Below are 26,672 nucleotides of genomic sequence, written 5' to 3'. Positions count from 1 at the left end.
TTATGAGCGCGATCCTACATAGCCCACACATTTTATAGATTATTCTCTGATGAAACGGCAGTGTGCATGATGGGGCGTCAGTCAACACTTGAGGCCAAAAATATGCGCACCCTGATGCTTCCCGAACCCATCGCTCAATACTTCGCGTCCGCACACAATCCGGAAGCGTTGGCAAAGTGCTTCAAAGCAGATGCCATCCTGAAGGACGATGGCCACACCTACGAAGGCGTCCAGTCCATCACTGCCTTCCTAGGCGCCGCATCGGTCAAATACAACGCCACGACCGAGCCGTTCGACAAGAGAGACGACGATGGGTACCACGTCGTCCGCGCCAAGGTTACCGGCGACTTCCCCGGCAGCCCTGCCAATCTGACCTACCGCTTCGGCCTCGATCGTGGTCTGATCGATTCGCTGGAGATCAACGCATGAGTTTTGACCTCGAATTGAAAGGCAAGCGCGCTCTGGTCACTGGCGGCACCAAAGGCTTGGGCGCTGCCCTCGTCAAAAGTTTGCAGGATGCTGGCGCAAAGGTGATGACGTCCTCACGCTCGGCCCCGGAGAAGCCGTTGCAGGGTGTGACCTACATAATGACCGACTTGTCGACTGCTGAAGGGGTGGCCGAGCTGGTTGATGCGGTCGAAAAGCGCTGGGGCAGCGTCGACATCCTGATCAATAATCTTGGAGGCTCGACCGCTCCGGTCGGTGGTTTCGCGGTCCTCGATGACGCCGTCTGGTTCAATGAACTGAACCTCAACTTCATGTCTGCGGTACGCCTGGATCGTGCACTGGTGCCGCGAATGCTAGCAAATGGCGCAGGCGTCGTACTGCACGTGAGCTCGATCCAGCGCATCCTTCCACTCTGGACATCGACGACCGCTTACGCCGCGGCCAAGGGGGCCCTGTCGACCTACAGCAAGTCCCTTTCGAAGGAAGTCACGCCGAAGGGGGTGCGCGTGTTGAGTGTCTCCCCGGGCTGGATCGAGACTGAGGCGTCGGTTGAGTTCGCCGAGCGCATGGCGCGCGAGCACGACACGGACTACGAGGGTGGCAAAAAACTGATTATGGACTGGCTCGGCGGAATTGCCGTAGGCCGCCCCGCCAAGCCGCAGGAAGTGGCGGATTTCATTACTTTTCTTGTGTCGCCACGCGCCGCTTCAATAGCAGGCTCGGAACATGTGATCGATGGCGGAACGGTTCCGACCATATAGTCGTCAGCTTCGCAGTAGCGCGACGCCTTGTACGACCTATCCCAAGGTCATGCGTAAATGCTTTGGACATGCTCTCTCGATCAGTGCCTGATCAGGCGCAAGTCGCAACTGTTTTGCATACCGCCATACGCTGCTGATAGTTGAACAGAGCCTCAATCATTCGGCGAAGGCAGCTATCGACCCAATGCGGCCCTCGTAATAGGTCAGCGGTCGACCGGAAGCTAGTAGAACGTGCAAGGGAGGCCGCGCGACAAGTTGCCCGGCCATCTTCAAGAGAGGCAGATTCGAACAGCTAAAGGTGCCTGTAAGGCACCTTTAGGCGAATCGGTATGGGCGCCGGTTCTGCTACACCAAGTCCTCGGGTTGCATCGTCAAAATAATTTTCCCAACATTCTCCGAAGACTCCATCCTGCGATGAGCATCGGCAGCCCGCGACAGCGGGAACGTGCTATCGACGACGGGCTCCAGGCTTCCCGCACCATCAAAGCGATCCAACCAGTGCTCTCGGAACCGACTGATCATGTCGTGCTTCTCGGGCTGGGTGCGCGACTTCATGACGGTGCCGATGATTTGCAGGTGACGATAGAGAATTTGTTCCAGCTCCACGGTTACTTTGCCGCCACCACCGAGGATACCGACTTGGATCATTCGACCGCCATGTGCCAGGGACGCAATATTTCGCGCGAAGTAAGGCTCGCCGACAAAATCAATTACGACATCGACACCACGACCTTTGGTTTTATCAGCAATGACCTGGGCGAAATCCTGTGTTTTGTAGTCAATCGCGACATCGGCGCCCAAATGCTCCACTCGCGATAATTTGCTGCCTTCCGTCGTGGCATACACCGTGGCGCCTGTGGCATAAGCCAACTGCACTGCGGCGGACCCTACGCCACCAGCGGCAGCATGTATCAATACCGAATCACCGGACTTCAACCGAGCAAGGTGCATCATTGCCTCATGAGCGGTAACAAAGACCTCTGGAATTGCCGCTGCGTGGACATAGTCGAGCTGTGCCGGGATTTGCATGGCCATGCGATAGTCGATACGAGCCAGCTCGGCATAGGCACCTCCTCCTACCACACCCATCACACGATCCCCCACTTCAAATCCTGAAACCGCGCTCCCTTTTTCGATGACCTCTCCAGCGATTTCCAATCCGATTATCAATGAGTCGCCGAAGTTTGGATGGCCATAGCCACCAGTCCGATGAGTCAGATCTGCCCGATTCACACCCGCCGCATATACACGCACCAGGAGATCGGGAGGACGTACCTCAGGGTTGGGGGCATCGGCGAGCTCTAAAACTTCCGCCGCGCCGAACTCTCTGATGTTGATAGCTTTCATCCTAGTTTTTCTCCGATTCGGTCAGCGTTGCGTTGGCAATTGCAGATGCGGTGATGGCGCCGGGGAAGCCCACGTAAAAGGCCAAGTGGGTGATCGCAGCAGCAATCTCGTCATGTGTCAGACCATTACCGACTGCCCGCTGCAAGTGCGCAGGCAGCTCTTCCGAGTGACCACCGGCAATCAATGCGGCGACGGTGATCAAGCTGCGGTCGCGGGGAGACAGTGCTGGATCACTCCAGATTTGCGGGTAAAGCGTTGAGTCGACAAATTGCGACAGCTTGGGTGTAAACGCTCGGGCTGCTTCGCGGGGGCTGCTGAAATTGATAGTGGACATGTGACTGCCTCCTTAAACCTGACTGATGAATTTGTTGGTGAGATAGTGCTCAATGCCTTCGACGCCACCCTCTGAACCGTGACCACTTTCTTTCATGCCGCCGAATGGCAGCTCGGTGGCGACGATGCGGTACTGGTTGATCCCGATCATTCCGGCCTCCAACCCGTCAGCGACATCGATTGCAGTTCGAGCGCTGGAGGTAAAGGCGTAGGCAGAGAGTCCATAAGGAAGGCGATTGGCTTCTTTCAGGCCATCAGCCAAGTCATCGAACGGCATCAGTACAGCGATGGGGCCAAAGGGCTCTTCATGCATGACGCGGGCGTTCATAGGGACATCTGCCAGTACGGTTGGCTGAAAGAAAAAGCCTTCACCTGGCAAGGCCTCACCACCTACCAATACCCGTGCACCTTTCTCGACTGCATCGGCTATCAGCTCTTCCATTTTTGCCAGTTGCCTCGGGTTGGCGAGCGGCCCGACTTGAGTCTCAAGATCCAGGCCATTGCCGATTTTCAGGGCTTTAGTGGCACTGACAAATTGATCAACGAACGTTTGATAGGCGCCACGCTGGATCAGAAACCGGGTCGATGAAATGCATACTTGCCCTGTCCCTCGGAACCGATTGGCGACGCCTTCTACTGCGGCTTTTTCAATGTCAGCGTCTTCAAATACGAGCACGGGGCCGTGGCCACCTAGTTCGAGCGTGATGGACTTAACGCCGTCGGCAGCGCGGGCAGATAAAAGTCGTCCGATAGGTACCGAGCCTGTAAAGGTGACCTTGCGAATGATCGATGAAGCGATCAGATGACTGGAAACCTGATCTGGAACACCAAAGACCACTTGCAACACCCCTTTTGGAAGCCCAGCATCATCAAGGGCTCGCGCCAGAGCCAGCGCGGTGGAAGGGCTTTCCTCACCAGGCTTGAGGATGACACTGCAACCAGCAGCCAGCGCTGCTGAGAGTTTTCGAGCGGGTGTAATAGCGGGGAAGTTCCAAGGGGTGAACGCAGCAACAGGGCCGATAGCCTGACGCTTCACCAATTGCAGTACGCCAGGACGGTTTGCAGGCACGACGCGTCCATCGATACGGCGGGCGCTTTCGGCAAACCATTCGAAATACTCGGCGGCACGCAACACTTCGTCCATGCTTTCACCCAGAGGCTTGCCTTCTTCTAGCGTCATCTGCGCGGCAATGTGAGGTGCTCGCTCCAGGATAAGATCGGCTGCACGCTTGAGAGTTTTCGCGCGCTTGTCAGGTGTGGTGTGGCGCCATACTTCGAAGCTCAGTCGAGCGGTTTCCAACGCATGATCCAGGTCACCTGCTGTAGCGAGTGGGACACGTCCGATTTCACGACCGGTTGCCGGATTAACCACCGATGCCGTATTGCGTCCATCGGCATTGAGCCATTTACCGTCGATGAAAAGGTAAAGCGAATCGTAGGGAATATTCATGATTTGGCCTTCATTAGTTGTCAGGGATTCGTATGAAATCAAGCGTCTGAGGAGCAATGCTGCGGAGCCTCAAGCGATCCGTGGAACCAAGTCTATGGAAGGTCTGCCTTCTGATTTAGCCAGCCAAAAGGGAATCATTGTTGTGCACAGAGGTAATATCGAGTCCTGAGGTGAGGGTGTAGCATCTGCGGCAATTTCAATAACGCGCAGTCCTACAGGAGCTCAGGATGGACAAGCTTTCCAACATGTCGGTGTACGTGAAAGTCGTCGAGATGGGCAGCTTTACTGCGGTGGCAAACTATATGGACTCCACGGTAGGAAACGTATCCCGTGCAGTTTCTGCGCTTGAAAGCGTGCTCGATGCCCGCTTGATACAGCGCTCGACTCGACGTCTCGCTGTGACGGATGCAGGGCGCAGGTTTTACGAGCGTTGCATCAAGATTCTGGCAGACCTTGAGAGCGCGGAAGCCGAAGCGAGTAATGCCGCACTGAAACCCAGGGGAACGCTGCGGGTGCATTGCGTACCAGGCCTCGCCCGGCAACTCGTCACCGGCGCGGTACTGGAGTATCGCAAGGAGTTCCCGGAAGTCACGGTCGATCTGATGCTGTCACAACGAATGCCGAACCTCCTTGAAGACCAGTTGGATATTTCGATTTTGATTGCCAGGACGTTGCCCGACTCGGCATATGTCAGCCAGAAGATAGGTGTCAGCCATTGTGTGTTGGTAGCGTCTCCAGACTACCTAGAGGAGCATCCTGCGCCCGCTACACCTGCTGATCTCTGCGATCACCAATGCCTGCTGCTGGGAACTGTGGACTATATGAGAGATGAATGGCAGCTAAAGAGCAACTCAGGAGACGCAACGTTCGCCCCGTCAGGGCCAACCTTCAGCGTAAATGATATGGATGCGATGGCGGTCGCCATACGCGAGGGAGCCGGGATCGGCCTGTTGGCTGGATTTACAGCTATTGAGGATTTGCGCTCTGGAAAGCTAGTGCGGGTTTTGCCCGAATACCATACGTATGAGCGCAACGTATATGCCGTATACACATCTCGGCAATCTGTGGACGCGAAGATTACCCGCTTCATTGATGCGCTGAAGGTACGGGTGGGCAGTAAGCTGGCGAGCACTGCTCAGGAACTCATCAACTGAAAGCTTGGAGGAATGTGAATATTTGCGCCTCGGCGATATAACGCTGCGAGGCGCAACATATGTGCAAAGTCACTGATCAGCCGTTGCTGCAACCATTGCCCATCACTTGATATGCCAGCGTATGCCTTTTGCCCTGAGAGCCTTGATAGGTCATATGCATAGGTACAACTCCGCATACATCCGGTACTTGGTCTTCTGCAATAACTCTGGCGACGTCGAGATGGGTTGCATGGCTGTATTGCTCGACAATGGGCTGTTGTGCTTGAGCGCTGACAGCACCTTCTTGCGCCATTGCCGCAGCGCTGAAGCCCAACAGTGCGATGAGAGTAATAGAAGTTTTCATGATGTATTTCCTCAATGCGAGTCTAAATGCTTAGTTAGAAATTTAGTCGATACGCCGCCACGAGTAGTTGGTCGCAATACCAAGCATGAACTTCCCAGTTGATTTATCTTTTTGACGTCTGGTGAGAAGGCTTCCCAAGTTGAATCGTGTTTTGCGCCTGCAGGACGAACTTTAGGACTGAGGCTGATGCAGAAATAGACGGGAATCCGGTAAAGACTTTTATGCGTTTGGCCCACAATCGGAAAAATGTCGCTGGATCTCTCAGATTGAGAATGGCCCACTCCGGCTTGGCGACTTGAGCCGCAATTGGCCTCATGCGAATTAGAGGAAGCCCTTGGTATTACCCCCGCTAGCCTGCTTGTTGTCACCTCGCATTGACCGTCTGGAGCTGGTCTAGCCTCTTCGTAAGATGCTGGCTCATCAGGTCCCGGCGCATTGCCAGTCAGGTGCAGCGGGCACGCTGGCCAGGTGTCCGCTTCTGGCCGATTGCAGCCTCCAGCACTCTGCTGAGCTGATCTAACCCCTTGTGAATGATCGACGCCGTAGCAGGAAACTTCTAGCCATGCGTTGCCCCTGAAAGGGTGACGGTTCGACTCCGGACGACAAACCAACGACAGCAGGTCAACAGAATGGGCGCTCCCGATCAGCCCATATCGAGACCTCCCATGTCCTCAAACCGTACCGCCGTACCCGCCTCGAAGCTGGCATTTCCGCTGGCATTGGTCGTGGCATTTGCGCTGGCATTGCCCATTCCCGGCTGCAGCGCGGCGCCTTCCAGTCTTTCCTCCACAACTTCCCCCGGCCTCGCGCCTGTGGCGACTGCGCATACCTTCGCTCAGGTGCGAAAAGGCACAGTGACCAGCACGCTGCTGGTTATCGCGCGCACTGATGCCAGCGTAACGGCCATTGATTTGAGTGAACTCGCCGGGCTGTACAGCGCCGATGCCTTCGACGTCATCGACCGCTTCGGTGTTGCGCAACTCGATGCGCTGGCAGGGGAGAAGTCCCGCACGCAGACGCATCCGCTGGGACGACTGCTCGGCGTCGGGCCAAGGGGCGTGGCGCATATCGCTGCGGGCACCAATTACCCGGAACACGGCAAAGAAGTGGGCGTCGACGAAGCATTCCTGTTCCCCAAGATTTCGTCGGCCAGCGGCCCTCGCTCGAAACTAGTCGCGGCACCGGGCGCTTTGATGGATTACGAGGTTGAAGTGTGTGCACGGTTCGATCGAGAGCTGAGGTCGGTCGCCGACTTCGATGAAGCCCGCAAGGGATTCTTTCTTTGCGGCGACTTCAGCGACCGGGCAACGCTGGTCAGGAACATCAACTTGAAAGATGTCACCTCCGGCGACGGCTTCCCTGACGCCAAAAGCGGCAGCGACCGCTTCCCCGTCGGTCCATTTTTGGTGGTGCCCAAAGACTGGAAAGCCTTTTTGGCCGGAGTGGTTATCGAAACCCATGTCGACGGCGAGCGGCGTCAGCACGCGAACGCGGGTGACATGATCAAGGACCTGCGCATGATCGTTCAGGAAACACTCGCTCAGGCGAAGAAGCGCACGTGGTCGTACCAAGGCGGGCGCATCCCTATGGTCGATCGGCCGGCCATCGCTACCGGTACCGCCGTTCTCACCGGCACGGGCGAGGGCGTGGTGTTCAAGGAACCGGGGCCCGATGTCATCAATGCGCTGATAAGCGCAACCGACCGGGCTCAACAAAGAGGTGTGATCGAAAAATACCTGGCGGCCGAAATTGCCAAGGGCATCTACCTGCGCCCTGGCAACGCCGTGCGGTATTCCAGCAATTACCTGGGCTGGATCGATACCGACGTGATCTCGGCGACACCTTCTGCGGCAATCCATCCGGCACTTCCCGGCGACATTCCAACGACATTCGTGGCTCAGAGTTCTTCCTGCATGCGGCCCCTGGCCTTTCCTCAATCGACTCCATGTCAGGAGATGCAATGAAACCTTCGCTGATTTTATCCTTGACCGTCTGTGTTGCTTCCACCGTCGTCAACGCGCAAACCACGCTCACAGAATCCAGCCCGGTTTTCACTGAACAAGCACAGGAGGCGCGCTGGGGCCTCGGACTTGGCGCCGCATTGTCCAGTGGCGTGTACGCCGGTCAGAACGCGCAACTGACGCCGTTTCCGCTGATCAGTTACGAAGGAGAGCGCTTATTCTGGCGCGGCATTGCAGGCGGCGCTCATCTGTTCGAGCGCGACGGGTTTGCTTTCGACGCAACGCTTTCCGCACGCATGGACGGCATTGATCGATCGGACTTCGGCAGGCGCGAGCTGGCCAAGCGTGGGATCGACCGGTCGTTGCTCAAAGACCGTGATGACGGCGTTGACCTGGGTTTGGCCGGCCGCTGGAGCGGCGCGTTCGGTGAGCTTGAGCTCAATATCAAAAGGGACATCAGCAGCGCGAGCGACGGCTACGAGGCAGGCCTGACCTACGGTTACCCGATTCAGTGGGGCCAGAACAGCCTAACGCCCCACATCGGCGTCGCCCATCTTTCGAAAAAGCTGGCGAACTATTATTACGGTACGCTGCCTGGCGAAACCGCTCGCGGTGTCGTCGACTACCGACCCGGCCGCGCGACCCTTCAACGAGTGGGGCTGGATTACGTCCGGCCATTCGCCGAACGCTGGGCGTTCGTCGCCAATGTGTCGTACGCGCACCTGCCCGGTAAAATCACCGACAGCCCGCTGGTGGACAACGACACCGACGGTTCGATGTCCGCGTTCTTCGGGATATCGCGAGGCTTCTGATCCGCACCGCGCCCCGGCCGGTCGAATAGGCGCAGTGGGTGGCCGATGGAAAACAGGCGCGGCTCTTTCCGCTCCAATTATTGAGCGTCAAGCATGGATAACTCGGTCAAGCAGGCCCTGAGCGTTCTGATCATCGAAGACAACGCTGCCCTGGCTGCCAATATCTACGACTACCTGCGGGCCTGCGGGCATCACCCCGACGCCGCCCCCGATGGGGAGACGGGCCTAAGCCTGTTGGCAAGTGAGCGCTATGACGTCATTGTCCTGGACTGGATGATGCCGCGGATGGACGGGATGACGATGTTGGCCAAGCTGCGCACGACATTGAAATCCCGCATCCCGGTGATCGTCATTACGGCCAAGGATCAGGTTGAGAACAAGATTCAGGGGTTCCTGACCGGCGCGGACGATTACATCGTCAAACCGGTGGCCCTTGCTGAGCTCGAGATCAGGCTGCGGGTGGTCACCCAGCGGGTGAACGGCGCGCAACTGGAATCCCAGGTGTTGGAAGTGGCCGACTTGCGCTTCGACCTCGGCACCTTGCGGGTGACCCGGGCCGGCAAGACCATCCCCATGACCCCTGTGAGACGAACACTGCTGGCGTTTCTGATGCGGCGGTCACCCAATCTGGTGCGTCGGGATGAACTAGAATCGCTGATCTGGAATGACCGCGTTCCGGACCATGATGCCTTGCGCTCGCACATGTACATGCTGCGCAAGGCCGTTGATGGCGAGGCTTCACTTAAGCTCATAAAAACAGTGGCAGGCAGCGGTTATCGTCTCCATGCAGCCGATGAATGAGTCAACCCAATGAGGTCAATCCATGGCAGCCAGCAGTCTGAGCCGCAGGATCAGCGCGATCTTTTTCGTCTTCGGCCTGATCCTGGCGGCGGGGCTGACAGTTCAGGGTAACCTGAGCCAACAAATGATCGTGCATCCGGTCTGGCACGAGATTCTGCAATCGAGCACCGACCCCTATGTGTCTGGAGGAGGGCTGATCCCAGGCAAACCTCTTCCCGCTAGCGGCGTGATCCGGGGCTGGCACCTTACCAGCAACGAGGTGCCAGCGGACATGCCCGGCTATTTCGCGCGGCTCGATGCGGGATTTCACGATGAGCATCAACTGGACTTCTACGACAGCGAGCGCAGTTATGCCGTGCTCGTAACGCCGGTGGCAGACGGACGCGTCATCATGTCCGTCGACATCACGGACCTTGAGAGCTATCAGAACATGACTGCGCGAGTGAGCGTGCTCATCGCTCTGCTAAGTGGCGTGATGATTCTGGGGGCGATCCTCTGGATTTACCGCACCATGAAAAGGCCGATGCAGGCGCTCGCGCAGCGAATGGAGCAACTGGACCCGGAACAACCGGCCCAACGACTCGCCACCGACTTCACCTTGAAGGAGCTGCAAGACATAGCGCTTATCGTCAACCGCCATCTGGAGCGGGTAGAGCGCTTTATCGAACGGGAGCGCAGCCTCCTGGACCAGGCCAGCCACGAATTTCGCACGCCTATCGCAGTGATTGCCGGCGCGGTTGACGTGATCAAGTTGTATGAACTGCCACCTGAGGCAGAGCGCCCCCTCGCGCGAATTGAGTCCACGGTCGGCACTCTGAAAGAAATCATGTCGGCGCTGCTCTTTCTGTCCAGAGAGCCAGACCTGACCAGCCCCGTGCAGAGCACTCGGCTGGATACCCTCACTGCCGCGCTGATTGAAGATCATGGGTATTTGCTGCAGGGCTCCGGCGCGGCGTTCGTGATCGATGAGCTCCATCCTGTGGTGCTTGAGTGCCCCGAAGCCATGGTGCGCATTGTCGTCAGCAACCTGTTGCGCAATGCGGCTGAACACAGCCACGAAGGGCCCATCTTGATAAGCCTTGACGCCAACCGGCTCAGCATCGTCAACAGTACCGGCGACTTCGATGCCGCCGAGGCCGCCCGACGTTACACCCGCGCCCTGGGCGATTCGACTAAACAGGGTGGTGGGCAAGGTCTTGGTTTGTTTATCACCCGCCGGATCTGTGAACGGTTTGGCTGGACCATGCTCATTGCTTCGGAGGGTGCGGGTCAAACGGTCGCGAAATTGCGTTTTGCGTAGAGGGTCAATGTAGCTGGAGCCTTCACCGATCGACATCTCCGTGCTACAGACTTATCGCATCGTTAGAGCTGAGTCGAAGCGAGTCAATCATCGCCTGGTCAACAGGTCCTCTAATGGCCCCAAGCTGGGCATCGTCTCTGCATCGCCCCTCTCTGATCCTGATCCGCCAGTTGCAATCAGAGTTCGGTTTCACATTCATTTTTGAGCGATGAACCTCCCCCTGCCGGTTAGGTTATGCGGCGCAGAGGAGGGCGAACTATTGTCAAAGCTCATCGAGCTTTCTGAATGGACGTAACCTTTCGAAGAAGTCGCCTGGCCTATCCCAATTGTTCGTTCAGGGTCTTCGCCCAGTTCTTCCGTCGTGCGCGACAGTGGCGGCAATGGACAGTTTCTCCGCTGCGCAGCCAAAGAAATTTTTCAGCCTCGGACAGATAGCAACGGAGGTGTGGACATTCTGTACCGATCACTCATGTCCTTTCAAAAGCGTCAATACCTGTCAGTCGAGCCGATAGTGCCCAAAGGCGTTCGGCTTGATCAGGGTCGACGGCATAAGGCCGAACGCCGACAAAGGATGGTGGTTCGCTTGCATCCAGCGAAGCGATCTCACAGTCCTCGCAGTAGAGGCCTCCCATGCCATTCAACTGTGGGGCTGTTGCGGCCCAAACTTGGGTTGCCGCACCTTGCTGCGTCGTCTTGAATGTTGGATCGGCAAGGTGGCCGTTGATGTCGAGCCAGCCGGCGGCAATCATCTCATCCTGCGCCAGATGACGCTGAAGTGGAGTGAGAATCTTGCCGGGGTGAAGCGAGAAGGCCCGTACGCCCTCGTCTTGACCGAGTCGATCAAGGTGGACAGCAAACAATGCATTGGCCGTCTTCGACTGCCCGTATGCCAACCACTTGTCGTAGCCCCGCGTAAATTGCACATCGTCCCAACGGATACCCGATTGGTGATGCCCCGCCGATGACACCACTACCACCCTTGCTCGACCCCTGAGCGCAGGCCATAGCAAATTCACGAGGGCGTAGTGCCCCAGATGATTGGTGGCGAACTGTGACTCCCAACCCGCTCCTACCCGCGTTTCTGGGCAAGCCATGACCCCCGCGCTGCCGATCAGGATGTCGACGTGTCGGTCGCTTGCCAGGAAACGCTGAGCGAAGTCACGAATGCTGGTCTGATCGGAAAGATCAAGTCGCTCGATTTCTACATTGGCGATTGCGCTCGTTTTTGCGCGAGCAGCGTCTACATCACGCGCCGCGACAACGACGCGCGCGCCAGCGTTCGCCAGTGCTTTCGTCGTCTCCAGGCCCAGGCCGGAATGCCCCCCGGTGACAATGGCGGTGGTGTTGGATAGATCGCAACCTTCAAGTACCTCTGCGGCGGTGGTTGCCGCGCCGTAACCGGAGTTGATGGGAACCTGTTTGCTGGTCATGGTGAGTCCTCTTTCATTCATGAACTTGTTTGCTGTCGCTCGGCGCTTGATCACGATCCTCAAAACTGTAATCTCGAACTACTTGGGCGACGCGCAGGTGATAGTCATCGAAAACCTGCCTACGGCCTGCTAATTGAGCCGCACGATGCCGCTCAAGGCCGCGCCAACGCTTGATGGCTTCCTCGTCACGCCAAAATGACAGCGAGAGAACCTTTCCCGGTTCACTTAGGCTTTGGAAACGCTCAACCGAGATGAACCCATCCAGCTCTGCTAGCAATGGTTTCAGTTCACCGGCAAGTTCTAGATACCGCTCGTATTGATCCTCATGAGGCCATGCTTCAAAGATAACGGCGATCATTGCTGAGTTCCTGTTCACGATAAAAATGAGGGACGCGACCATTAAGCGAGGGCAAATAACGCCAACGGTAAGGATGAGCAGATAAGGCTGGTTGTAGATGCAGCCATGCCGAAATCGCCTCAGAGGCGATCGCTAATGCAAGTCGTTGGCCGGGACATTGATGTCTTCCTGAGCCGAAGCTGAAGATTCGTCGCTGCGTCCGTTTTACCAAAAGGCTATCGGGGTCTGGGTTCGCGTAGGGATCCCTATTGGCTGAAGCGAGCAACACTAGAACGGTATCACCCGCCTCCAAGACGCAGTCCCCGATGGTGCATCGCTTCGCAACGAATCGCCGGGTGTTTTGCACAGGCGAGTCGTAGCGCGCGACTTCTTCCACGAAGTCTGCAACGAGCGTCAACGTGGGTTGCATGTCTTTAATCAGATCAGGGTCACGATGGAGTGCTACGAGGGTATTGCCGATCAGGCCTGCGGTGGCTTCGCAGGTCTGTGACAAAAGGCCGATCAGGTTAGCAATCAATGCATCATGATCTGTCCAGGCGGAGGCTTCGCACCCGCTCCAGATATGGCTCAAGAAGCGGCTACTTTCATCGCCCTTACTCAGCAGCGCGCTGAATAACTGACTAAGCCGAGTGGCTCCGGAATGAGCTTCGTCGAGTTGAGTGCTGTCGCTTAAGGGTGACAGACAGGCGACAAAATTACGTGTCAGCCTCGCGACTTCCCTTAGCCGGCTGGATGGAAGGCCTATCAAGGCGGCAACGACAGAAACCGGTAACGTGAACATTAACTCATCTAGGTTTTCGACCGGGTTATCGAGGGTCTCGAACACGCGAGACACGACGTTCGCTATGCAATCTGTCTCGACAGAGGCCAAGGCAGGTTCAATAGCCATCCTGGGGCATAGGTGCTTCGGGCCCTCGTTCATGCGCATCAGACGACCGAAAATCACTCCTGCCACACCTTGCGCAATGGCAGGAGGTACCGGCTCGTTTAGCGGACGCACCAGACAGTCAGGATGCCCCAGAATGGCTTCGACAGCTTTGGCACTGCTTGCAATCCATAAACGAAGATCTGCATCGAACAGCAGGCCGTTTTGTCGCCTGAGACCTGAGTAATAAATGTAGGGATCTGAATGGGTAGCGGCTTCAAAAGGTGTCATTCCGGAAGTCCAGTTCACAAAGAACGGCTACTATCGAACATCCTTCATGGTGACGATTCGCTCAGGAACGAAATATGGATGCTCGAAGCACTGACACCGCGATTTCCAGGGTAGCCGGGGCTATTGCCGAATTGGCCAGGACGAAAATGCTCTGTTCGCTGATGGACGGTCACGCCCGTACCAGTACCGAAATGGCCGTCGTCGCCGACGTGAGTGCATCCACGGCGAGCGCGCATTTGGCGAGACTGACAGAGGACGGATTGGTTAGGTTGCACACCCAGGGCAGGCATCGCTACTACAGTCTGGCCGACGCGCAAGTGGCTCAGGCTATCGAGGCGCTCATGGTGATCAGCCAAAACGCAGATACCCGATATGTGTGCACGACCCCAACCCGATTGCAGTTCGCGCGTACCTGTTATGACCACATGGCAGGAACATTGGCTGTGCAACTGCATGACCGTTTCATGGAAGTCGGCTGGTTAACGGTGCCGGCTTCTGGGGAAAGGACATATCAGCTCACGATGAGCGGCGAAAAAGCCATGACCGATCTCGGTATTGATATAGAAAAAGTAAAGGCACTACGCCGTCGTTTCGCGTGCCCTTGTCTGGACTGGAGCATGCGGCGCCCTCATCTCGCCGGAGCGCTCGGAGCGGCTTTTCTGCAGACGGCCATAAGCCGCAAATGGGTCATCCAGGACCTTGACAGTCGGGCACTCGCATTGACATCCAAGGGACGAAAAGAGCTGTCTGGCCGATTCGGGATCATGCTGGAAAGCGAGAATAAAATACAACGAGCAGGTGATGGTTTGGCTGGGCGCACTGTGCGACGAAGCCACGCGCCCTAGTGCGAATTAAGTCACAGCATTGGTATCGCAAGGATCGTCGCTCAGTAGGCGTCCTGCACCGGCAGCACTTGAGCGAGGAAAGGGAGAGTGCATGTGGCCGACCGACCGCTTCGGGTCGACAGCTGTCCGCTGAAGACGCAGGATCGTGACCCGCTGAGCGTTCATTGTACAAACCAACCATAACGACCAAGGGCAGCCCTGGGTCGTTAGCCGCAGTAGGTTGGGAGTTGGCTCTTGGCCGACAGCGAACACTCACCGACCAAGCAACTGCAATCCCGCCCCGTCTGTCGCTCAGGCCACCGGCATGTATAACGCCAAGCGCAACTGAGGTGCATCCGCCGGGTGCATGCTGAGGTATTCGAATGCGCGAAGGATGCCAGACTGGTCGCGCAAGTGTTTGCGCCCTGTGCCTTGGGAGATGATGTCGTGCCGCTGCCACCAAGTGACAAAGCAGGCAGAGGCGTCATTGAGATCGCCGATGAGGGCGTCGAATGCCTTCGAACCGGCGTGCTGGTCATACAGTCTGCGGAATTTGCCCACCATGCGTTGCGCCTCCTCGGCCCAAGTGTCACCGAAAACCTGCTGGGCCGTTTCATCCAGCAGCATATAGCGCAGCAGGTTGGCACACTCTCCTGGCTGACCGCCGAAATCACCAAACACCGCAGCTGCTGCATCGTTCCAGGCCAGCAGGTCCCAGCGCTCGTTGACCACGTAAGAGGGGTATTGCCACTGTTCGACTACGCGTGCCAGCGCAGCAGGTATTCGTTGCGCCGGTACAGCAGGTGCGGAGTGGGGCTGGATGAGCAGTTGCAGATGAGCGTACTCAGCCGGCGCGAGGTGTAGCGCGCGGGCCAACGCATCGAGGGTATGTGTCGACGGCGAACCGACTCGGCCCTGCTCCAAGCGCGTGTACCAATCCACGCTGATACCGGCAAGCTCGGCCACCTCTTCACGGCGCAGCCCGAGCGCGCGGCGTCGCAAGCCAGTGGCCAGGCCTACGGCTTCAGGCGTCAAGCCCTCACGGCGGGAGCGAAGAAACAGGCCCAGTTCTCGGCGTCGGCTCATGGCGGAAATATCGAAGGGGGGAGTGGGCAATCCTAGGTTAGGCGCCGCCCTTGTTACAAGCGCTGCCTCGCGCACACTGGCGCTTTGTGAGAAGGAGATAACCATGCGCGCCGCCATTTTGAAATCCTTGAATCAGCCCCTTTTCGTTGAATCCGTCCCTACACCCACCCGTGGCAGCGGCGAAGTATTGGTGGGCGTCGTGGCCGCTCCGGTACTGGCCTACGCAAACGAAGTGTTCAATGGTGCTCGCCGTTACAACATAGAGCTGCCACTCATACCGGGCTGTGGCGCGATCGGTCAGGTGTTGGAAGTAGGGCCGGACGCGACAAGGCTGCGTTGCGGAGACTGGGTGTTCTGTGATCCTACCGTACGTTCTCGGGATGATGCGCTGATGCCGGATATAGTGCTCCAAGGCTGGAGCGCTCGCGGTGACGGGGGGCTGCATCTGCATCGTTATTACCACGATGGGCCATTCGCAGAAGTCATGCGGGTGCCCACTGAAAACGCCGTACCCATTGGCGATATCCAGACAGAAGCCGCTCCCGCGTGGTGCGCCCTCAATACCTTGCTCATCCCTTATGGAGGCTGGCTGGCAGCAGGCCTGAGACCCGGAGAAACTGCACTGGTCAGTGGCGCGACCGGGCACTTTGGCAGTGCAGCCGTTCTTGTGGCGCTTGCGATGGGGGCTGCACGCGTTGTGACGCCCGGGCGCAATGCCGATACCCTTGCCGACCTGCTACGACGGTTCGGTGATCGGGTAGTGCCCGTGGTGCTCAGCGGCGACGAGGCCCGTGACCGGGATGCGATGCAGGCTGCTGCGCAGGGGCCCATCGATTGCGTCATGGACATACTCCCACCCTCCGTCACAACGTCCACGGTACGTGCGGCGGTCATGGCGGTACGGCCCTATGGCCGAGTTGTTTTGATGGGCGGCGTTGGCATGCTGGGCGGTGATGACCTGGCGTTGCCCTATCCTTGGCTGATGCGCAATAACATCACCCTGACAGGCCAGTGGATGTACCCGCGTAGCGCAGTGGCTACCCTTGTGGGCCTGATCCGCGCACACCTGCTTCCGCTGAGTCACTACGCGGTCAGCACCTTTCCTCTAGCATCAGTCAATGAAGCAGTCGAACATGCCGCGAGTAACGCAGGTGCTTTTCGCATGACCGTGCTTCAACCCTGAGTATTTCGAAAATTCAAACTGCTCTGTGGCTACTCATGCTATGAGCGATTTGAGTCGGCTTTTGGCTCACTCCAATTGCTCATCAGCATAGGGGGAGGCTGCCAACGTCTGCTGTCGATCCGGAGCGGACGGTCAAAGTGAACGGGTGCGCATTGCTTTGACGATCCGTCATCGGTTTTTCAAACGATTTATTTCCCTAGGCACCTCATACTGGCACCTCATCCCCAGGTTTCTTTGAGTACAGTTCGAAACAGCTCCGAAAGTAATGGCTCGACGTCTTTGCGCTCGGTGCGTATAGGCTTAATCGACTCAAGTCGATTCAGTTCACGCTCAATGAATTGTTGGATGGGAGTGATCTGGGGTGATAACCCCATCTCCGGAGACGCGCGCTTGATCGCAAGCAATTCATCAATGGCCTGCTGGAGCCCGGACTCTCGCTCGATGACACCGCGCAGCTTCTCAAACTCTATGGGGGCAGGTGTACCAAACTGCTCAAGCCACCGCACCGATAACAGCGGGCGCAGAACGTAGAAGTATTTTTTCATCGGTACCTGAAGGGCCTGCAAATATCCCCTATAGTTGGTTTTGGCCATGCTGCGATAGTGGTAGATGCCCCTCTCCACCGAATACACCTGCGGCAATAACTCCTTTGCCCGCTCGTGGAAACAGCCAGCATGCTCGTAAATGATGGTCGACTGTATCCACTCCACAAAGCCTGGATTGGACTTCCAGAATAGCCTGAGTGCCTTACGTAGATCCCAGCCATTGATATCCATGTCGTCAATGATCGGATACTCAATGACGTCGCGTTGCTCCTCGAGGCCGACAGAGAGATACCACTCGGGTTTATTTACGTAGATGAAGCGTGCGTCGTAGTCGCTGTTGGGAGAGGCAAAACCCCAGGCACGACTGCCAGACTCAATAGCTAAAAGAACTTTTACGTCATGCTCGTTCTCAGCACGACGTAGCCGGTCTCGAACCTCTTCTTGAACAACGATAGAAACCATGAGCCAACTCTAATTAGACGATGTTTCGAGTGCACGCTACTCATACCGCGGGGGGCTGTCCAGCGTCCGCTTTTGGCCGTTAGCTGCCGCCTGCACGGCAGTGCTACCCTTTCGCCGGAATTCAATCCACGCGTAGGAAGCGAAAATGTTGGAGGATGCATACCGTTATAAAGTGTGGGCCGATGATCGCACCTTGGCCGCGTTGGCAGACTTCGAACACAAAAATCCGGCCTCGCCAGGGTTGGCATTCATGCGCCAACAGCTCAACCATATGGTCATTGTCGAGGAGCTGTTCAAAGCCCGCCTGCTGGGCGAGCGAGCGCCACATCCGGCAACCAATACCGAGGTCGTTCCTGACCTGCGCGTGCTTACGCAGCGCCTGACTGCAAGCAACGCCTGGGCTACCGATTACCTGACGCGCCTTGCCTCGACGGAGCTTTGCAGCCCCTTAAGCTTTGTGTTTGCGGACGGGCAGCACGGGACGATGACGCGCCAGGAAATCTTCTTCCACCTGATCAACCACGGCACCTACCACCGGGGCGCGATTGGCCATGCCCTGGATCTGGGCGGCGGCAAACGTCCGGCCGATACCTATAGCGTGTTCATTCATGGCGCCGAGCCGCAGCGTCGCCAGCGGGCCGGTGGGTAGACGCTTTCTGTTCATGAGCCTTGGAAGGTTGCTGGTGGGGAATTTTTTGGCTTCCCTGCACCGATAAATGAGAGAAGAACTTGTGCAAGCGTTTGAAATTGTCGGCTTGCTGACTGACTTGAAAGCGATTTACCACAATGAGAAGTGCAAGGATTTTGACGGTGGTATCGATGCGACTGTCCAGATTTTAAAAGAAAATCCTGCAAGCAATAGCGACGAATGGGATCAGGCCGCTTCTATTTATCGAACAATGGCCGGATCGAAGTCGGGTTTTTCTGACGTCTATGTCGCTGGAGACGATGCCGAGCAGCGAGTCGCTGCAAACGCTAGGCTGGATTCGATCAGAGAAATGTTGTGGCGGATTTTCACCCGAGCATGATGGCCACCCGTTTCTAAGCGCGAGCAGGTTCGGAAAACAGGGGGGCGATAACGAGTCAAAAACAGCGGGTACGAAATCAATGATTAGTGTCGTTCGACACTTGCCAATCGAGTACCTATGTCCTGCAGAGACGTCGCATGGATGAATAAGCATCGTGCACAGGAGAGGCTCGGACCTTTCCAGTGCTCAGGCGGCTCCCCCAATCATCCCTCTTCTAGCAGTTTGTAATGGTCTACTCGCTCCAAACCCCCATTCAGGCGCAGAGCGGCCTGTCTGGTGCTCAATCCTGCCGCTGAAAAAGCCCGTCGAGGGGATGAGAAGTCTCTTGTGTCCGTCCACGAATGGGGGACGATGGTTCGACGGCGGTCTGTCGTGGCCGACACCACACGACCTGAAGCGGACACCCCATGATGTCCGCCTCGCTGTATGCGCTTACTTGGGCATCAGCACGGTGTCGATGACATGAATGACGCCATTGGCCTGCATGACATCGGTGATGGTGATAGCGGCCTTGCTGCCTTTGGCATCCATCACCCAGAGCTTTCCACCGTGCATCATGACGGTCAGCGGCTCGCCTTGGACGGTTTTGAGCATCACTTTGCCGCCGTGAGCCTGGGCATCTGCCATCAATTGCTTGGCGGTCAGCGTGCCGGGCACTACGTGGTACGTCAGAATCTTGGTCAAGTCAGCCTTGTGTTGCGGCTGCACTAGGGTGTCGACGGTACCGGCAGACAGCTTGTCGAATGCCTCGTTGGTCGGTGCGAAGACCGTGAAAGGCCCTTTGCTGTTGAGTGTGTCGACCAAGCCCGCAGCTTTCACTGCAGCCACCAGTGTGGTGTGGTCGTTGGAGTTCACCGCGTTCTGGACGATGGTCCTGTCCGGATACATCGCGGCACCTCCCACCATCGGCGGGCTGGCGGCGAAGCTCATGGACGCCCCCAGACACAGAACGGCAAGGCTGGTAGCGGCAATGCGGTGCATGATTTTAAGCATGATGCGTCTCCTGGATTCTTCGACCCTTCGGATGAAGGTGAGAGATATACGCAGCAGGCGCCTGAACGGATGCATCACAACGTCGATATTTTTCCTTGGGCGATCACGGGGCCGGTAGGCAGACCGGTTGGCGAGCCGTTCGGCGGCTCCAACGACACCGCCAGCGCCGCCCCCTTGGTGATCGCTCCCACTAGTTCCGCCGGTATGTTCAGTGCGGCGGGCGCGTTCGGCGGCAACAGGCCGAGGGAACGCGGTTTCCCATCTCCCGCGATGATCCAGGCTTGGGCGCTGCGACCCTGCCAGGTCGTGGCTCCCGTGGGTACGAACACCACAGTTTGCGCCCCAGGTTGCACCGTTGCGGCGAACAGCAGGTGGCCGTCGTTCTGTTCCAGGCGGGCGAGCATCGCGGGGGCTGCAGGGTGGCCAGGCTGGACCCAGGGAAGCAGGCTGACCAGCAAGCACGCCGCCAACGCGGCGCAAGCCCATCGCCAGAAACCGGGATTGCGCCATAGCCCTGGCCGTTTTTCCGGCTCGGAGGCACGGGTCGCAAACAGTCGCTGATCGATTGCCTCCCATACAGAGGCGGGGGGCCTGACTTCAGGCAACTGTCCAAGCCAGCCCTCGAAATGAGACTGCCAGGCTGAAATCGCGGCGCGAACCGTGGAATCGCGTGCCGCCAGGGCCTCGACCCGGGCACGCTCCTCGCTGGCAAGCACGCCCAGCACGTATTCCGCTATCAAGGTGTCGCGGTCGTCGGTTGGCGGCAAATCGTTCTCGTTCATAGCCCCAGACACCTCCCCAGGCGCTGCAGTCCACGTCGGATCCAGCTTTTCATGGTGCCCAGCGCGATGCTGTGCCGTTCGGCCAGTTCGGCATAAGAACAGCCCTCGAAAAAGGCGAAGCGGATATAGCGCCGTTGCGCTTCTTCTAACGTCTCCAGGCAGCGGTCGATGGCGCTCCCCTGACGCTCGCGTTCGACACTGTCGACGACCGTGTCCCCGGCGGTTAATTGCGAAAAGGTGCCCAGAGGCTCGTGCACGCGTCGAGCGCGGCGCCGGTCGATGGCTTTGTGTCGAGCGATGCTCGCCATCCAGGTGCTGGCGCTGGCCTGCGTCGGGTCGAAGCTGGAAGCCTTGAGCCACACGCTGACGTACACCTCCTGCAGAACCTCTTCGGCCTCGGCGCGGTTGGCCAGGTAATGCAGGCAGATGCCGAACAACCGAGCGGAGGTGGCGCGATACAGCGTTTCGAACGCCCATCGGCTGCCGCCAGCACAGGCCTTTACCAAAACATTCAGCGCCAGGGGATCGTCGTTCTCCAGGGCATGCGCTGCATCCGAACTGTTGGGCAAAGGGCTGTCTCCTGCGACCTATGCATCCACTCTAGCCTGCTTTGCCAGTGCCGCTGAACAGGGAGGGCGAAAGTTTTTTTCATGCCCTGCATCCAAAGCGCTGGCTGGCGGGTAATGGTAATGGGCGGCCGGTGCTGCCCAGCCAAATGACCTGTCAGGAGCTCTGCCCATGAATATCAACACCACTGCCTGCCTCTTCGCCTGCAGCCTCGCCCTCGGTCTGCAGACTGCGCACGCCCAGTCCACCCTGCCCGATGCCGTCAAGGTTCCCGACGGGCACAGTGTCATGCTGGAAACCGTGGGTGTCGGCGAGATCACCTACCAGTGCCGTGATAAAGCGAACGCCCCCGGTCAGACCGAGTGGACCTTCGTCGGCCCCAAAGCGGTGTTGAACGATCGCGCAGGCAAACCGATAGGCGACTATTTCGGCCCACCGGCGACCTGGCAGGCAAAGGATGGTTCGAAAGTCACCGGCACCCAGTTGGCGGTGGCGAAAGCGGCTGAGGGCGACTTGCCTTACCAGTTGGTCAAGGCCAATCCGGCCGAGGGCAAGGGCGCAATGCAGGGCGTCAGTTACATCCAGCGCTTGGCCACCCGCGGGGGCGTGGCGCCCACGAGCGCATGCACCGCGCAGAACAAGGGCACACAGGAGGTCGTCAACTACCAGGCAGACTATGTGTTCTGGACAGCCAGGTGAATGACGAGTAGGCAGACGCCTTGCCTTTCATCTTCTACGCTCTTGGGCAGCCCCCGGCTGGATGGCCGGGGCACCCTGTCATGTACAAGGACATCGCACACGTTGAATTCGCCCGCCGTTTCCTTTGATTTCCATCGCTGCCTCGAGGCCTGTGCACAGGGCGACCGGAGCGCCCTGCAGGCGCTGTACGATCACGAAGGAGCGCGCATGCTGGGTGTGGCGCGGCGCATCGCCCGGGACGACGCCACCGCCGAAGACATTGTCCACGACGCGATGATCCGTATCTGGACTCGTGCCGCCAGCTACGATCCCGCCCGGGGCTCGGCGCGAGGTTGGATTTACAGCATCACGCGGCATCTGGCACTGAACGCGATACGAGATACGCGGCGGGAAACCCCGTTGGACGGGTCCGGCATCGACAGCCTGGCCACGGTGCCTGGTACCGATGACGACCGAGCGCTGTGGTCCGGGTCAGCGAAGATTTACCGTTGCCTCGAGCAACTGCAACCCGCACCGCAGCGCTGCATCCTGCATGCCTACGTGGACGGCTGCAGCCATGCCGAGATTGCTGGTCTGCTGGGGGCGCCTCTGGGGACCGTGAAGGCCTGGATCACGCGCAGCCTCAAAGCGCTGCGGGAGTGTCTCGAATGAAGTCCGAATCCCTGGAAGCGCTGGATGCACTGGCGGGCGAATATGTATTGGGAACGCTGTCGGCCGAGCAGCATGACGACGTGACCGAACGCCTGCGCACCGATGCTTCGCTGCGCGACGCCGTGGATGCGTGGGAGGCGCGTTTGCTCGAACTCACCTCGCTGGCGGCACCGCTGCCACCCAGCGCCCGTTTGTGGGGCCGTATCCAGCGCAGCCTCGCTGAGCTTGCCACGCCGTCAACGCTGCCACGAGTCCGTGTGTGGCAGCGCTTGGGGCTGTGGCAAGGGCTGAGCGCGGCAGGGCTTGCGGCGAGCCTGGTGCTGGCACTCACACTGCTGACCGCGTCCCCCGTCACCACCCAATATGTCGTGGTGTTGGTCGCCCCCACCAGCCAGGCGCCGGGTTGGGTGGTCCAAGCCAACGATGACCGATCCATCGCGCTCCTTCCGTTGGCTCAGGATTCGGTTCCCGACGGCATGGCGTTGCAGTTCTGGACCAAGGGCGAGCAGTGGCGCGCGCCGGTTTCGCTGGGGCTGGTCAAGCCAGGGACCTCCAACCGCGTTCCGCTGGACAGGCTGCCTCCTCTAGAACCCAACCAGTTGTTCGAGTTGACCTTGGAGAAAGCCGGCGGCTCCCCGACCGGATTGCCCACCGGCCCGATCAAGTTCATTGGTCGGGCGGTAAAAGTGATATGAGGTCTTTTCGGGGCGTGCGTCGGGGCGGGTTCCGATCAGCGAGCCTCCGGAGAGTGCCCGGCAGATTCGAAATCCGTCTGGCTTGCCACGCTTCGCCACGCCGCAGTGTCGGCTTCGAGCGAGGCGATTTTCTTGTCGATGATGTCGAACACCACCGCCCCGACCGGGAGGTGCAGCGGTGGGTGAGGGCTGTCCACCGCCGCCAGGATCACGCGGGCGGCTTTTGCCGGGTCACCGCTTTGCTGCCCGTCTCGAGTCCTGCTGTATTGGCGCTTGGTTCCGGCCGTCTCGGCATAGAAGGGAAGCTCCTGCGCCGCGAGCACCACTGAACGGCCAAGAAACGCCGTACGAAACGGCCCTGGCTTGGCGATGATGACGGCTATGCCCAGCGGGCCCACTTCCTGGGCCAGCGCTTCTGACAGACCTTCCACCGCGAACTTGCTCGCGTTGTAGTAGCCGTACCCCGCCGAGCCGGATACCCCCGCTCCGGATGACAGGTTGACGATCCTCCCGTTGCCTCGCTGGCGCAGGGCGGGCAACGCCGCCTTGGTCACTTCGATCAGGCCGAACACGTTGGTATCGAACAACGCCCGGTATTCGTCAGGCGAGCCTTCTTCGACGGCGCCAATCATGCCGTAGCCCGCATTGTTGACCAGCACGTCCAGGCCGCCGAACGCTTCTTGCGCCACCGCGACCGCGCTCACCGCCGTGTGGGGGACGGTGACGTCAAGATGAGCGACTCGCACGTGTTCGGGGTAGCGCTGCTCAAAGTCTCGAAGCGTCTCGACATTGCGAGCAGTTGCAACCAATCGGTCGCCGCGTTCCAGCACCGCCTGTGCCAGCGCATGGCCGAGGCCATTCGAGCAGCCGGTAATCAACCAGGTCTTCCTCATCGCATGTATCTCCTGCAAACGTGCCGAAGGCGTGTGCATCGGTCTGATGGCACAGGCCGGGGAAAATGAATTGGGCCGGTCGATGACCGACCTTTCAGTGGTTCATGCGGGCTCGGCCGCCTTCACGGCATCGGCGAGCCATCGCGTCACCACCGCAAACGACGCGTCGGAATTACGCTCGTAAATCAAGCCATGCCCGTTACCGCGGATGCCTAACGCAGGCAGGTCCAGGTGATCGACCCTCGCGCCGGCGTTGTGCAGGAACGGCACGATGCTGGACGCAAAGGTGGCGAATACCGACGTTTCGCCTGTCAGCAGTGCGACCGGCAAGCCCTCCAGGGCAGGAATCCTCAGCGTGGACGTGGCCGCTTTCCGGACCTGTTCCGGCGTCTCGTGAGGTGGGTCGAACGTAATGGGCGCTGCCGTCAGGCCCCAATCCAGCGTGCCGATACCTGGTGTTTGGCCAAACACCGGGCCCATCGGCTCAACTGCCACGATCGCAACCACGTGGTCGGGGCGACGGTCGGCCACCAGCCAGCCGAGGGGACCGGAGGCTGAATGGGTGACAACGATGGCCTTGCCGATTTTGTCGAGCAATTGCGCCAACCGGTCAGCGTCCAGGGCCTGGCCAGCCGCCAAGTCGGCCGGCATCGGTCCGTAGGCGGCGATGAACGCATCGAAGGCAGCCTCATCGTCTGGCGCGAACGGCCATTGGGTTTCACCGCCGCCCTCTGGGAAATACACCTCGCGCCCACGTTCGTAGGAAAACGCAGGGCCCATCGGCCCCATGATGTCTGGGTGATAAGGCGAACGACCGTGGCCCGGGCGGTCTACGCGAAACACCACGAAGCCCGCTTCGACGAACCGCTGCGCCCAACCTGGCCGACCGTCGGGTGTGTCCAGCCACTCGGTACTTTGCAGCGTTCCGCCATGAACCAGCACGACAGGGTAGGGCTGAGTGACGAACTCGGGCGCCTCCCAAGCCACGTACATGGGGCCTTTCTGGTAATGCTTGCCGTTTTGGGTGACGCGCGGCCCAGTGATCCAGAAATGGCCACGGCGGGAGCGGGTCACGGCTGCTGTGAGCCATGGTTGCTCGGACGCCTGCGCCGAACGGGTGACGGTTTCCGTGGCGAACGACGACCAGTCCTTGTGCCCTAGCCCATGGGCCAGCGCCGCGGTCATCTTCGAGCGGACCGCATCGGCTCCCGGTAAACCGAGGTCCTTGCGAAGGGCGGCATCGATGGCCAGGTTGATGTCCTTGAGCCCCAAGGCCAGTTTGAAGCCTGGCTCATAGGTGCCGTTGACGATGTTCTGCCCGTAACGCTGATAACTGGGGCTGGGGAACTGGGTCTGGGTCATCAATTCGATGAAAGCGGCCGGGCTCAATCCGTAACGCTCGGCGAGGGCACTCGCCTCACCCAGCGACTGGATCGCATGGGTAATCATCATGTTGCCGGCGATTTTCGCGATGCAGGCCTGAACCGGGTGGGCGCCAAGGCGCCAGGTCTTCTTCCCCAGCACATCGAAGATCGGCTGGACCGTGGCGATCGCTGCAGGCGACCCTGCGGCCATGATGTTCATCTCACCCCGTGCTGCCACGGCCGGCACGCCGAACACGGGCGCGGCGACCAGTGCGACACCCGCGTCAAGATGGAGGGCTTGCAGCTCTTCGATGAGCAGCGGTGAGAGCGTCGACATCACAATGTGAATGCACGCCTTGTCCGCACCATTCAGTGCCCCGGAAGTCAGTAGCACCTCCCTGACGGCGCGATCATCGGCCAGCATGCTGATCGCGACGTCTTCCTGAAACGCGGCCGCCGGTGAATCCAGGGCTATCACGCCTTGCAGGTCGACCAGCGCATCAGCGCTGCGGTTCCAGGCTGACACGCGATGGCCGGCCTCGATGAGCAATGGAATGATGGCGCGGCCCATGCTGCCCGTTCCGATAAAGCCAATGTTCATGTTCAATCCTCCGGTTTGCAGGTTGCGTCACTTGCATGCGATTGAGTATGTGAGTTCGGCGCGGGCTGCGGGACTGCCATCCGTGCAACTTCTGCGTTCATTTTTGTACGAGGGCGCAAGGTCGGTGATGTCGGATGCTTGCGCGTTGAGCGACTTGCGCGATGTCGGATGGGCACCGCCAGTGAAGGCTGGCGGGTGCGAGGAGGGGGGAGGGGCTGAATGTTGTTCAGGTCGACCGGACGGCGGCGACGGCAGGTAAAGCGGCGGGTTGCCGCACCCCATCGGTCCGGTTTACAGCGAGCTGATCCATTGGCGAGGGTCACGCAAACGACGCTTCGCTCTTCGCTTTTGATCTTCCCTACACAAACAGCCCAGTCACCGCCGAACGCGACTTGGGTGCAGGCTGAGCGGAGGTGTCGTGGAGTGGGTTGAGCGGCCGGGAGCCGCGAGAGTCGCCCGTAAGGGGCGAAATCCCAACTCCCAGCCCACGCGCAAACGGATCTGCTCCGATCTCAGCGGCGCCTAAGACAAGGTTAAACGGGTCTCGACACCGAGGGCTGATCCATTGGCGAGGGTGACGCTGATTCACCGTTCCGCTTTTACAGCGGCCCCATTTGTCTTGGCAAATGGGGGAAACCGCTTGCTC

The 26,672-nt window shown here is 58.9% G+C and carries 28 protein-coding genes; 14 read left to right on the top strand and 14 right to left on the bottom strand.

The features are described 5' to 3' along the window. The first annotated feature begins 102 nt into the window (after positions 1–102). Together DBP26_RS18300 and DBP26_RS18295 are read left to right on the top strand one after the other, a co-directional pair. Entirely contained in the window at positions 103–429 is a 327-nt protein-coding gene (locus tag DBP26_RS18300; RefSeq protein WP_108239006.1) for a nuclear transport factor 2 family protein, read from the top strand. Next, on the top strand, positions 426–1,208 hold the full coding sequence (locus tag DBP26_RS18295) for an SDR family oxidoreductase (protein WP_108239007.1): 783 nt from the start codon (positions 426–428) through the stop codon (positions 1,206–1,208). The genes DBP26_RS18300 and DBP26_RS18295 overlap by 4 nt, the downstream gene beginning before the upstream one ends. Positions 1,209–1,553: 345 nt before the next feature. On the opposite strand, the gene DBP26_RS18290 is transcribed toward DBP26_RS18295, so the two are convergent. From DBP26_RS18290 to DBP26_RS18280, 3 genes are read right to left on the bottom strand one after another with little or no spacing between them, the layout of a single operon-like run. Then, positions 1,554–2,555, bottom strand: coding sequence for an NAD(P)H-quinone oxidoreductase (locus tag DBP26_RS18290; RefSeq protein ID WP_108239008.1), 1,002 nt, complete (start codon positions 2,553–2,555; stop codon positions 1,554–1,556). Between the two features lies 1 nt (position 2,556). Beyond that, positions 2,557–2,889: a carboxymuconolactone decarboxylase family protein gene (locus DBP26_RS18285; RefSeq protein ID WP_108239009.1), complete on the bottom strand. Its 333-nt coding sequence runs from the start codon at positions 2,887–2,889 to the stop codon at positions 2,557–2,559. Positions 2,890–2,901: 12 nt separating this feature from the next. After that, on the bottom strand, positions 2,902–4,338 hold the full coding sequence (locus DBP26_RS18280) for an NAD-dependent succinate-semialdehyde dehydrogenase (protein ID WP_108239010.1): 1,437 nt from the start codon (positions 4,336–4,338) through the stop codon (positions 2,902–2,904). 227 nt (positions 4,339–4,565) lie between these two features. Here DBP26_RS18280 and DBP26_RS18275 point away from each other — a divergent pair, with 227 nt between their 5' ends. Then, positions 4,566–5,492 carry a LysR family transcriptional regulator gene (locus DBP26_RS18275; protein WP_108239011.1) on the top strand — a complete coding sequence of 309 codons (927 nt, stop codon included), beginning with the start codon at positions 4,566–4,568 and terminating at the stop codon, positions 5,490–5,492. 76 nt (positions 5,493–5,568) lie between these two features. On the opposite strand, the gene DBP26_RS18270 is transcribed toward DBP26_RS18275, so the two are convergent. Further along, a complete protein-coding gene (locus DBP26_RS18270; protein ID WP_108239012.1) occupies positions 5,569–5,835 on the bottom strand; it encodes a DUF2790 domain-containing protein in 267 nt (88 codons plus the stop codon). A gap of 665 nt (positions 5,836–6,500) precedes the next feature. Between DBP26_RS18270 and DBP26_RS18265 the strand changes: the two genes are divergently transcribed. The 4 genes from DBP26_RS18265 (at position 6,501) to DBP26_RS18250 (ending at position 10,709) form a co-directional block, all read left to right on the top strand. Then, entirely contained in the window at positions 6,501–7,799 is a 1,299-nt protein-coding gene (locus DBP26_RS18265; RefSeq protein ID WP_158541393.1) for a fumarylacetoacetate hydrolase family protein, read from the top strand. Further along, entirely contained in the window at positions 7,796–8,608 is an 813-nt protein-coding gene (locus DBP26_RS18260; protein WP_108239014.1) for a MipA/OmpV family protein, read from the top strand. The genes DBP26_RS18265 and DBP26_RS18260 overlap by 4 nt, the downstream gene beginning before the upstream one ends. Positions 8,609–8,701: 93 nt before the next feature. Continuing rightward, positions 8,702–9,409 (top strand): response regulator transcription factor, encoded by a 708-nt coding sequence (locus DBP26_RS18255; protein WP_108239015.1) that lies wholly within the window; start codon positions 8,702–8,704, stop codon positions 9,407–9,409. A gap of 22 nt (positions 9,410–9,431) precedes the next feature. Further along, positions 9,432–10,709, top strand: a complete 1,278-nt coding sequence (locus tag DBP26_RS18250) for a HAMP domain-containing sensor histidine kinase (RefSeq protein WP_108239016.1) — start codon at positions 9,432–9,434, stop codon at positions 10,707–10,709. 467 nt (positions 10,710–11,176) lie between these two features. Here DBP26_RS18250 and DBP26_RS18245 read toward each other — a convergent pair whose 3' ends face one another. From DBP26_RS18245 to DBP26_RS18235, 3 genes are read right to left on the bottom strand one after another with little or no spacing between them, the layout of a single operon-like run. Further along, positions 11,177–12,139 (bottom strand): SDR family NAD(P)-dependent oxidoreductase, encoded by a 963-nt coding sequence (locus DBP26_RS18245; protein WP_108239017.1) that lies wholly within the window; start codon positions 12,137–12,139, stop codon positions 11,177–11,179. A 13-nt stretch (positions 12,140–12,152) separates the two neighbouring features. Then, complete coding sequence (locus tag DBP26_RS18240; protein ID WP_108239018.1) at positions 12,153–12,497, bottom strand: antibiotic biosynthesis monooxygenase; 345 nt, start codon at positions 12,495–12,497, stop codon at positions 12,153–12,155. Then, a complete protein-coding gene (locus DBP26_RS18235; RefSeq protein ID WP_177411088.1) occupies positions 12,478–13,653 on the bottom strand; it encodes a cytochrome P450 in 1,176 nt (391 codons plus the stop codon). The genes DBP26_RS18240 and DBP26_RS18235 overlap by 20 nt, the downstream gene beginning before the upstream one ends. Before the next feature lie 74 nt (positions 13,654–13,727). On the opposite strand from DBP26_RS18235, the gene DBP26_RS18230 reads away from it, so the two are divergent. Then, positions 13,728–14,498 carry a helix-turn-helix domain-containing protein gene (locus DBP26_RS18230; protein ID WP_108239019.1) on the top strand — a complete coding sequence of 257 codons (771 nt, stop codon included), beginning with the start codon at positions 13,728–13,730 and terminating at the stop codon, positions 14,496–14,498. 291 nt (positions 14,499–14,789) lie between these two features. Here the strand turns inward: DBP26_RS18230 and DBP26_RS18225 are convergent, their stop codons facing one another. Beyond that, complete coding sequence (locus DBP26_RS18225; RefSeq protein ID WP_158541394.1) at positions 14,790–15,563, bottom strand: helix-turn-helix transcriptional regulator; 774 nt, start codon at positions 15,561–15,563, stop codon at positions 14,790–14,792. 103 nt (positions 15,564–15,666) lie between these two features. Between DBP26_RS18225 and DBP26_RS18220 the strand changes: the two genes are divergently transcribed. Then, on the top strand, positions 15,667–16,746 hold the full coding sequence (locus DBP26_RS18220; RefSeq protein WP_108239021.1) for a zinc-binding alcohol dehydrogenase family protein: 1,080 nt from the start codon (positions 15,667–15,669) through the stop codon (positions 16,744–16,746). A gap of 218 nt (positions 16,747–16,964) precedes the next feature. Here the strand turns inward: DBP26_RS18220 and DBP26_RS18215 are convergent, their stop codons facing one another. Then, a complete protein-coding gene (locus DBP26_RS18215) occupies positions 16,965–17,753 on the bottom strand; it encodes a nucleotidyltransferase domain-containing protein (protein ID WP_108239022.1) in 789 nt (262 codons plus the stop codon). Positions 17,754–17,898: 145 nt separating this feature from the next. Here DBP26_RS18215 and DBP26_RS18210 point away from each other — a divergent pair, with 145 nt between their 5' ends. Together DBP26_RS18210 and DBP26_RS18205 are read left to right on the top strand one after the other, a co-directional pair. Further along, positions 17,899–18,402, top strand: a complete 504-nt coding sequence (locus DBP26_RS18210; RefSeq protein WP_108239023.1) for a DinB family protein — start codon at positions 17,899–17,901, stop codon at positions 18,400–18,402. A 67-nt stretch (positions 18,403–18,469) separates the two neighbouring features. After that, positions 18,470–18,781, top strand: coding sequence for a hypothetical protein (locus DBP26_RS18205; RefSeq protein WP_256600536.1), 312 nt, complete (start codon positions 18,470–18,472; stop codon positions 18,779–18,781). A gap of 432 nt (positions 18,782–19,213) precedes the next feature. On the opposite strand, the gene DBP26_RS18200 is transcribed toward DBP26_RS18205, so the two are convergent. The 3 genes from DBP26_RS18200 to DBP26_RS18190 form a co-directional block, all read right to left on the bottom strand. Beyond that, positions 19,214–19,711: a fasciclin domain-containing protein gene (locus DBP26_RS18200; RefSeq protein ID WP_108239036.1), complete on the bottom strand. Its 498-nt coding sequence runs from the start codon at positions 19,709–19,711 to the stop codon at positions 19,214–19,216. Between the two features lie 137 nt (positions 19,712–19,848). Then, the gene (locus tag DBP26_RS18195; protein WP_108239025.1) at positions 19,849–20,556 is read right to left on the bottom strand and encodes an anti-sigma factor; all 708 of its coding nucleotides are present in this window, start codon (positions 20,554–20,556) and stop codon (positions 19,849–19,851) included. Further along, on the bottom strand, positions 20,553–21,125 hold the full coding sequence (locus DBP26_RS18190) for a sigma-70 family RNA polymerase sigma factor (protein WP_218565084.1): 573 nt from the start codon (positions 21,123–21,125) through the stop codon (positions 20,553–20,555). The genes DBP26_RS18195 and DBP26_RS18190 overlap by 4 nt, the downstream gene beginning before the upstream one ends. A 169-nt stretch (positions 21,126–21,294) precedes the next feature. Here DBP26_RS18190 and DBP26_RS18185 point away from each other — a divergent pair, with 169 nt between their 5' ends. The 3 genes from DBP26_RS18185 (at position 21,295) to DBP26_RS18175 (ending at position 23,168) form a co-directional block, all read left to right on the top strand. After that, on the top strand, positions 21,295–21,822 hold the full coding sequence (locus tag DBP26_RS18185) for a DUF3455 domain-containing protein (protein WP_108239026.1): 528 nt from the start codon (positions 21,295–21,297) through the stop codon (positions 21,820–21,822). Positions 21,823–21,924: 102 nt separating this feature from the next. Next, positions 21,925–22,473: a sigma-70 family RNA polymerase sigma factor gene (locus DBP26_RS18180; protein ID WP_108239027.1), complete on the top strand. Its 549-nt coding sequence runs from the start codon at positions 21,925–21,927 to the stop codon at positions 22,471–22,473. Next, positions 22,470–23,168 carry an anti-sigma factor gene (locus tag DBP26_RS18175; protein ID WP_108239028.1) on the top strand — a complete coding sequence of 233 codons (699 nt, stop codon included), beginning with the start codon at positions 22,470–22,472 and terminating at the stop codon, positions 23,166–23,168. The genes DBP26_RS18180 and DBP26_RS18175 overlap by 4 nt, the downstream gene beginning before the upstream one ends. Before the next feature lie 35 nt (positions 23,169–23,203). Here DBP26_RS18175 and DBP26_RS18170 read toward each other — a convergent pair whose 3' ends face one another. Together DBP26_RS18170 and DBP26_RS27125 are read right to left on the bottom strand one after the other, a co-directional pair. Further along, positions 23,204–24,061 carry an oxidoreductase gene (locus DBP26_RS18170; protein ID WP_108239029.1) on the bottom strand — a complete coding sequence of 286 codons (858 nt, stop codon included), beginning with the start codon at positions 24,059–24,061 and terminating at the stop codon, positions 23,204–23,206. Positions 24,062–24,163: 102 nt separating this feature from the next. Further along, complete coding sequence (locus DBP26_RS27125) at positions 24,164–26,026, bottom strand: alpha/beta fold hydrolase (protein ID WP_218565085.1); 1,863 nt, start codon at positions 26,024–26,026, stop codon at positions 24,164–24,166. Between the last annotated feature and the right edge of the window lie 646 nt (positions 26,027–26,672).

The organism is Pseudomonas sp. RIT409 (assembly GCF_003052515.2).
Classification (GTDB): domain Bacteria; phylum Pseudomonadota; class Gammaproteobacteria; order Pseudomonadales; family Pseudomonadaceae; genus Aquipseudomonas.
This window is presented reverse-complemented; position numbering and strand designations above follow the sequence as displayed.

What these genes read in the sequence shown, in the direction of transcription:
- DBP26_RS18300 (WP_108239006.1), top strand. Translation starts at nt 103, where the DNA reads ATGCGCACCCTGATGCTTCCCGAACCCATCGCTCAATACTTCGCGTCC.
- DBP26_RS18295 (WP_108239007.1), top strand. Translation starts at nt 426, where the DNA reads ATGAGTTTTGACCTCGAATTGAAAGGCAAGCGCGCTCTGGTCACTGGC.
- DBP26_RS18290 (WP_108239008.1), bottom strand. Translation starts at nt 2,555, where the DNA reads ATGAAAGCTATCAACATCAGAGAGTTCGGCGCGGCGGAAGTTTTAGAG.
- DBP26_RS18285 (WP_108239009.1), bottom strand. Translation starts at nt 2,889, where the DNA reads ATGTCCACTATCAATTTCAGCAGCCCCCGCGAAGCAGCCCGAGCGTTT.
- DBP26_RS18280 (WP_108239010.1), bottom strand. Translation starts at nt 4,338, where the DNA reads ATGAATATTCCCTACGATTCGCTTTACCTTTTCATCGACGGTAAATGG.
- DBP26_RS18275 (WP_108239011.1), top strand. Translation starts at nt 4,566, where the DNA reads ATGGACAAGCTTTCCAACATGTCGGTGTACGTGAAAGTCGTCGAGATG.
- DBP26_RS18270 (WP_108239012.1), bottom strand. Translation starts at nt 5,835, where the DNA reads ATGAAAACTTCTATTACTCTCATCGCACTGTTGGGCTTCAGCGCTGCG.
- DBP26_RS18265 (WP_158541393.1), top strand. Translation starts at nt 6,501, where the DNA reads ATGTCCTCAAACCGTACCGCCGTACCCGCCTCGAAGCTGGCATTTCCG.
- DBP26_RS18260 (WP_108239014.1), top strand. Translation starts at nt 7,796, where the DNA reads ATGAAACCTTCGCTGATTTTATCCTTGACCGTCTGTGTTGCTTCCACC.
- DBP26_RS18255 (WP_108239015.1), top strand. Translation starts at nt 8,702, where the DNA reads ATGGATAACTCGGTCAAGCAGGCCCTGAGCGTTCTGATCATCGAAGAC.
- DBP26_RS18250 (WP_108239016.1), top strand. Translation starts at nt 9,432, where the DNA reads ATGGCAGCCAGCAGTCTGAGCCGCAGGATCAGCGCGATCTTTTTCGTC.
- DBP26_RS18245 (WP_108239017.1), bottom strand. Translation starts at nt 12,139, where the DNA reads ATGACCAGCAAACAGGTTCCCATCAACTCCGGTTACGGCGCGGCAACC.
- DBP26_RS18240 (WP_108239018.1), bottom strand. Translation starts at nt 12,497, where the DNA reads ATGATCGCCGTTATCTTTGAAGCATGGCCTCATGAGGATCAATACGAG.
- DBP26_RS18235 (WP_177411088.1), bottom strand. Translation starts at nt 13,653, where the DNA reads ATGACACCTTTTGAAGCCGCTACCCATTCAGATCCCTACATTTATTAC.
- DBP26_RS18230 (WP_108239019.1), top strand. Translation starts at nt 13,728, where the DNA reads ATGGATGCTCGAAGCACTGACACCGCGATTTCCAGGGTAGCCGGGGCT.
- DBP26_RS18225 (WP_158541394.1), bottom strand. Translation starts at nt 15,563, where the DNA reads ATGAGCCGACGCCGAGAACTGGGCCTGTTTCTTCGCTCCCGCCGTGAG.
- DBP26_RS18220 (WP_108239021.1), top strand. Translation starts at nt 15,667, where the DNA reads ATGCGCGCCGCCATTTTGAAATCCTTGAATCAGCCCCTTTTCGTTGAA.
- DBP26_RS18215 (WP_108239022.1), bottom strand. Translation starts at nt 17,753, where the DNA reads ATGGTTTCTATCGTTGTTCAAGAAGAGGTTCGAGACCGGCTACGTCGT.
- DBP26_RS18210 (WP_108239023.1), top strand. Translation starts at nt 17,899, where the DNA reads ATGTTGGAGGATGCATACCGTTATAAAGTGTGGGCCGATGATCGCACC.
- DBP26_RS18205 (WP_256600536.1), top strand. Translation starts at nt 18,470, where the DNA reads ATGAGAGAAGAACTTGTGCAAGCGTTTGAAATTGTCGGCTTGCTGACT.
- DBP26_RS18200 (WP_108239036.1), bottom strand. Translation starts at nt 19,711, where the DNA reads ATGAGCTTCGCCGCCAGCCCGCCGATGGTGGGAGGTGCCGCGATGTAT.
- DBP26_RS18195 (WP_108239025.1), bottom strand. Translation starts at nt 20,556, where the DNA reads ATGAACGAGAACGATTTGCCGCCAACCGACGACCGCGACACCTTGATA.
- DBP26_RS18185 (WP_108239026.1), top strand. Translation starts at nt 21,295, where the DNA reads ATGAATATCAACACCACTGCCTGCCTCTTCGCCTGCAGCCTCGCCCTC.
- DBP26_RS18175 (WP_108239028.1), top strand. Translation starts at nt 22,470, where the DNA reads ATGAAGTCCGAATCCCTGGAAGCGCTGGATGCACTGGCGGGCGAATAT.
- DBP26_RS18170 (WP_108239029.1), bottom strand. Translation starts at nt 24,061, where the DNA reads ATGAGGAAGACCTGGTTGATTACCGGCTGCTCGAATGGCCTCGGCCAT.
- DBP26_RS27125 (WP_218565085.1), bottom strand. Translation starts at nt 26,026, where the DNA reads ATGAACATTGGCTTTATCGGAACGGGCAGCATGGGCCGCGCCATCATT.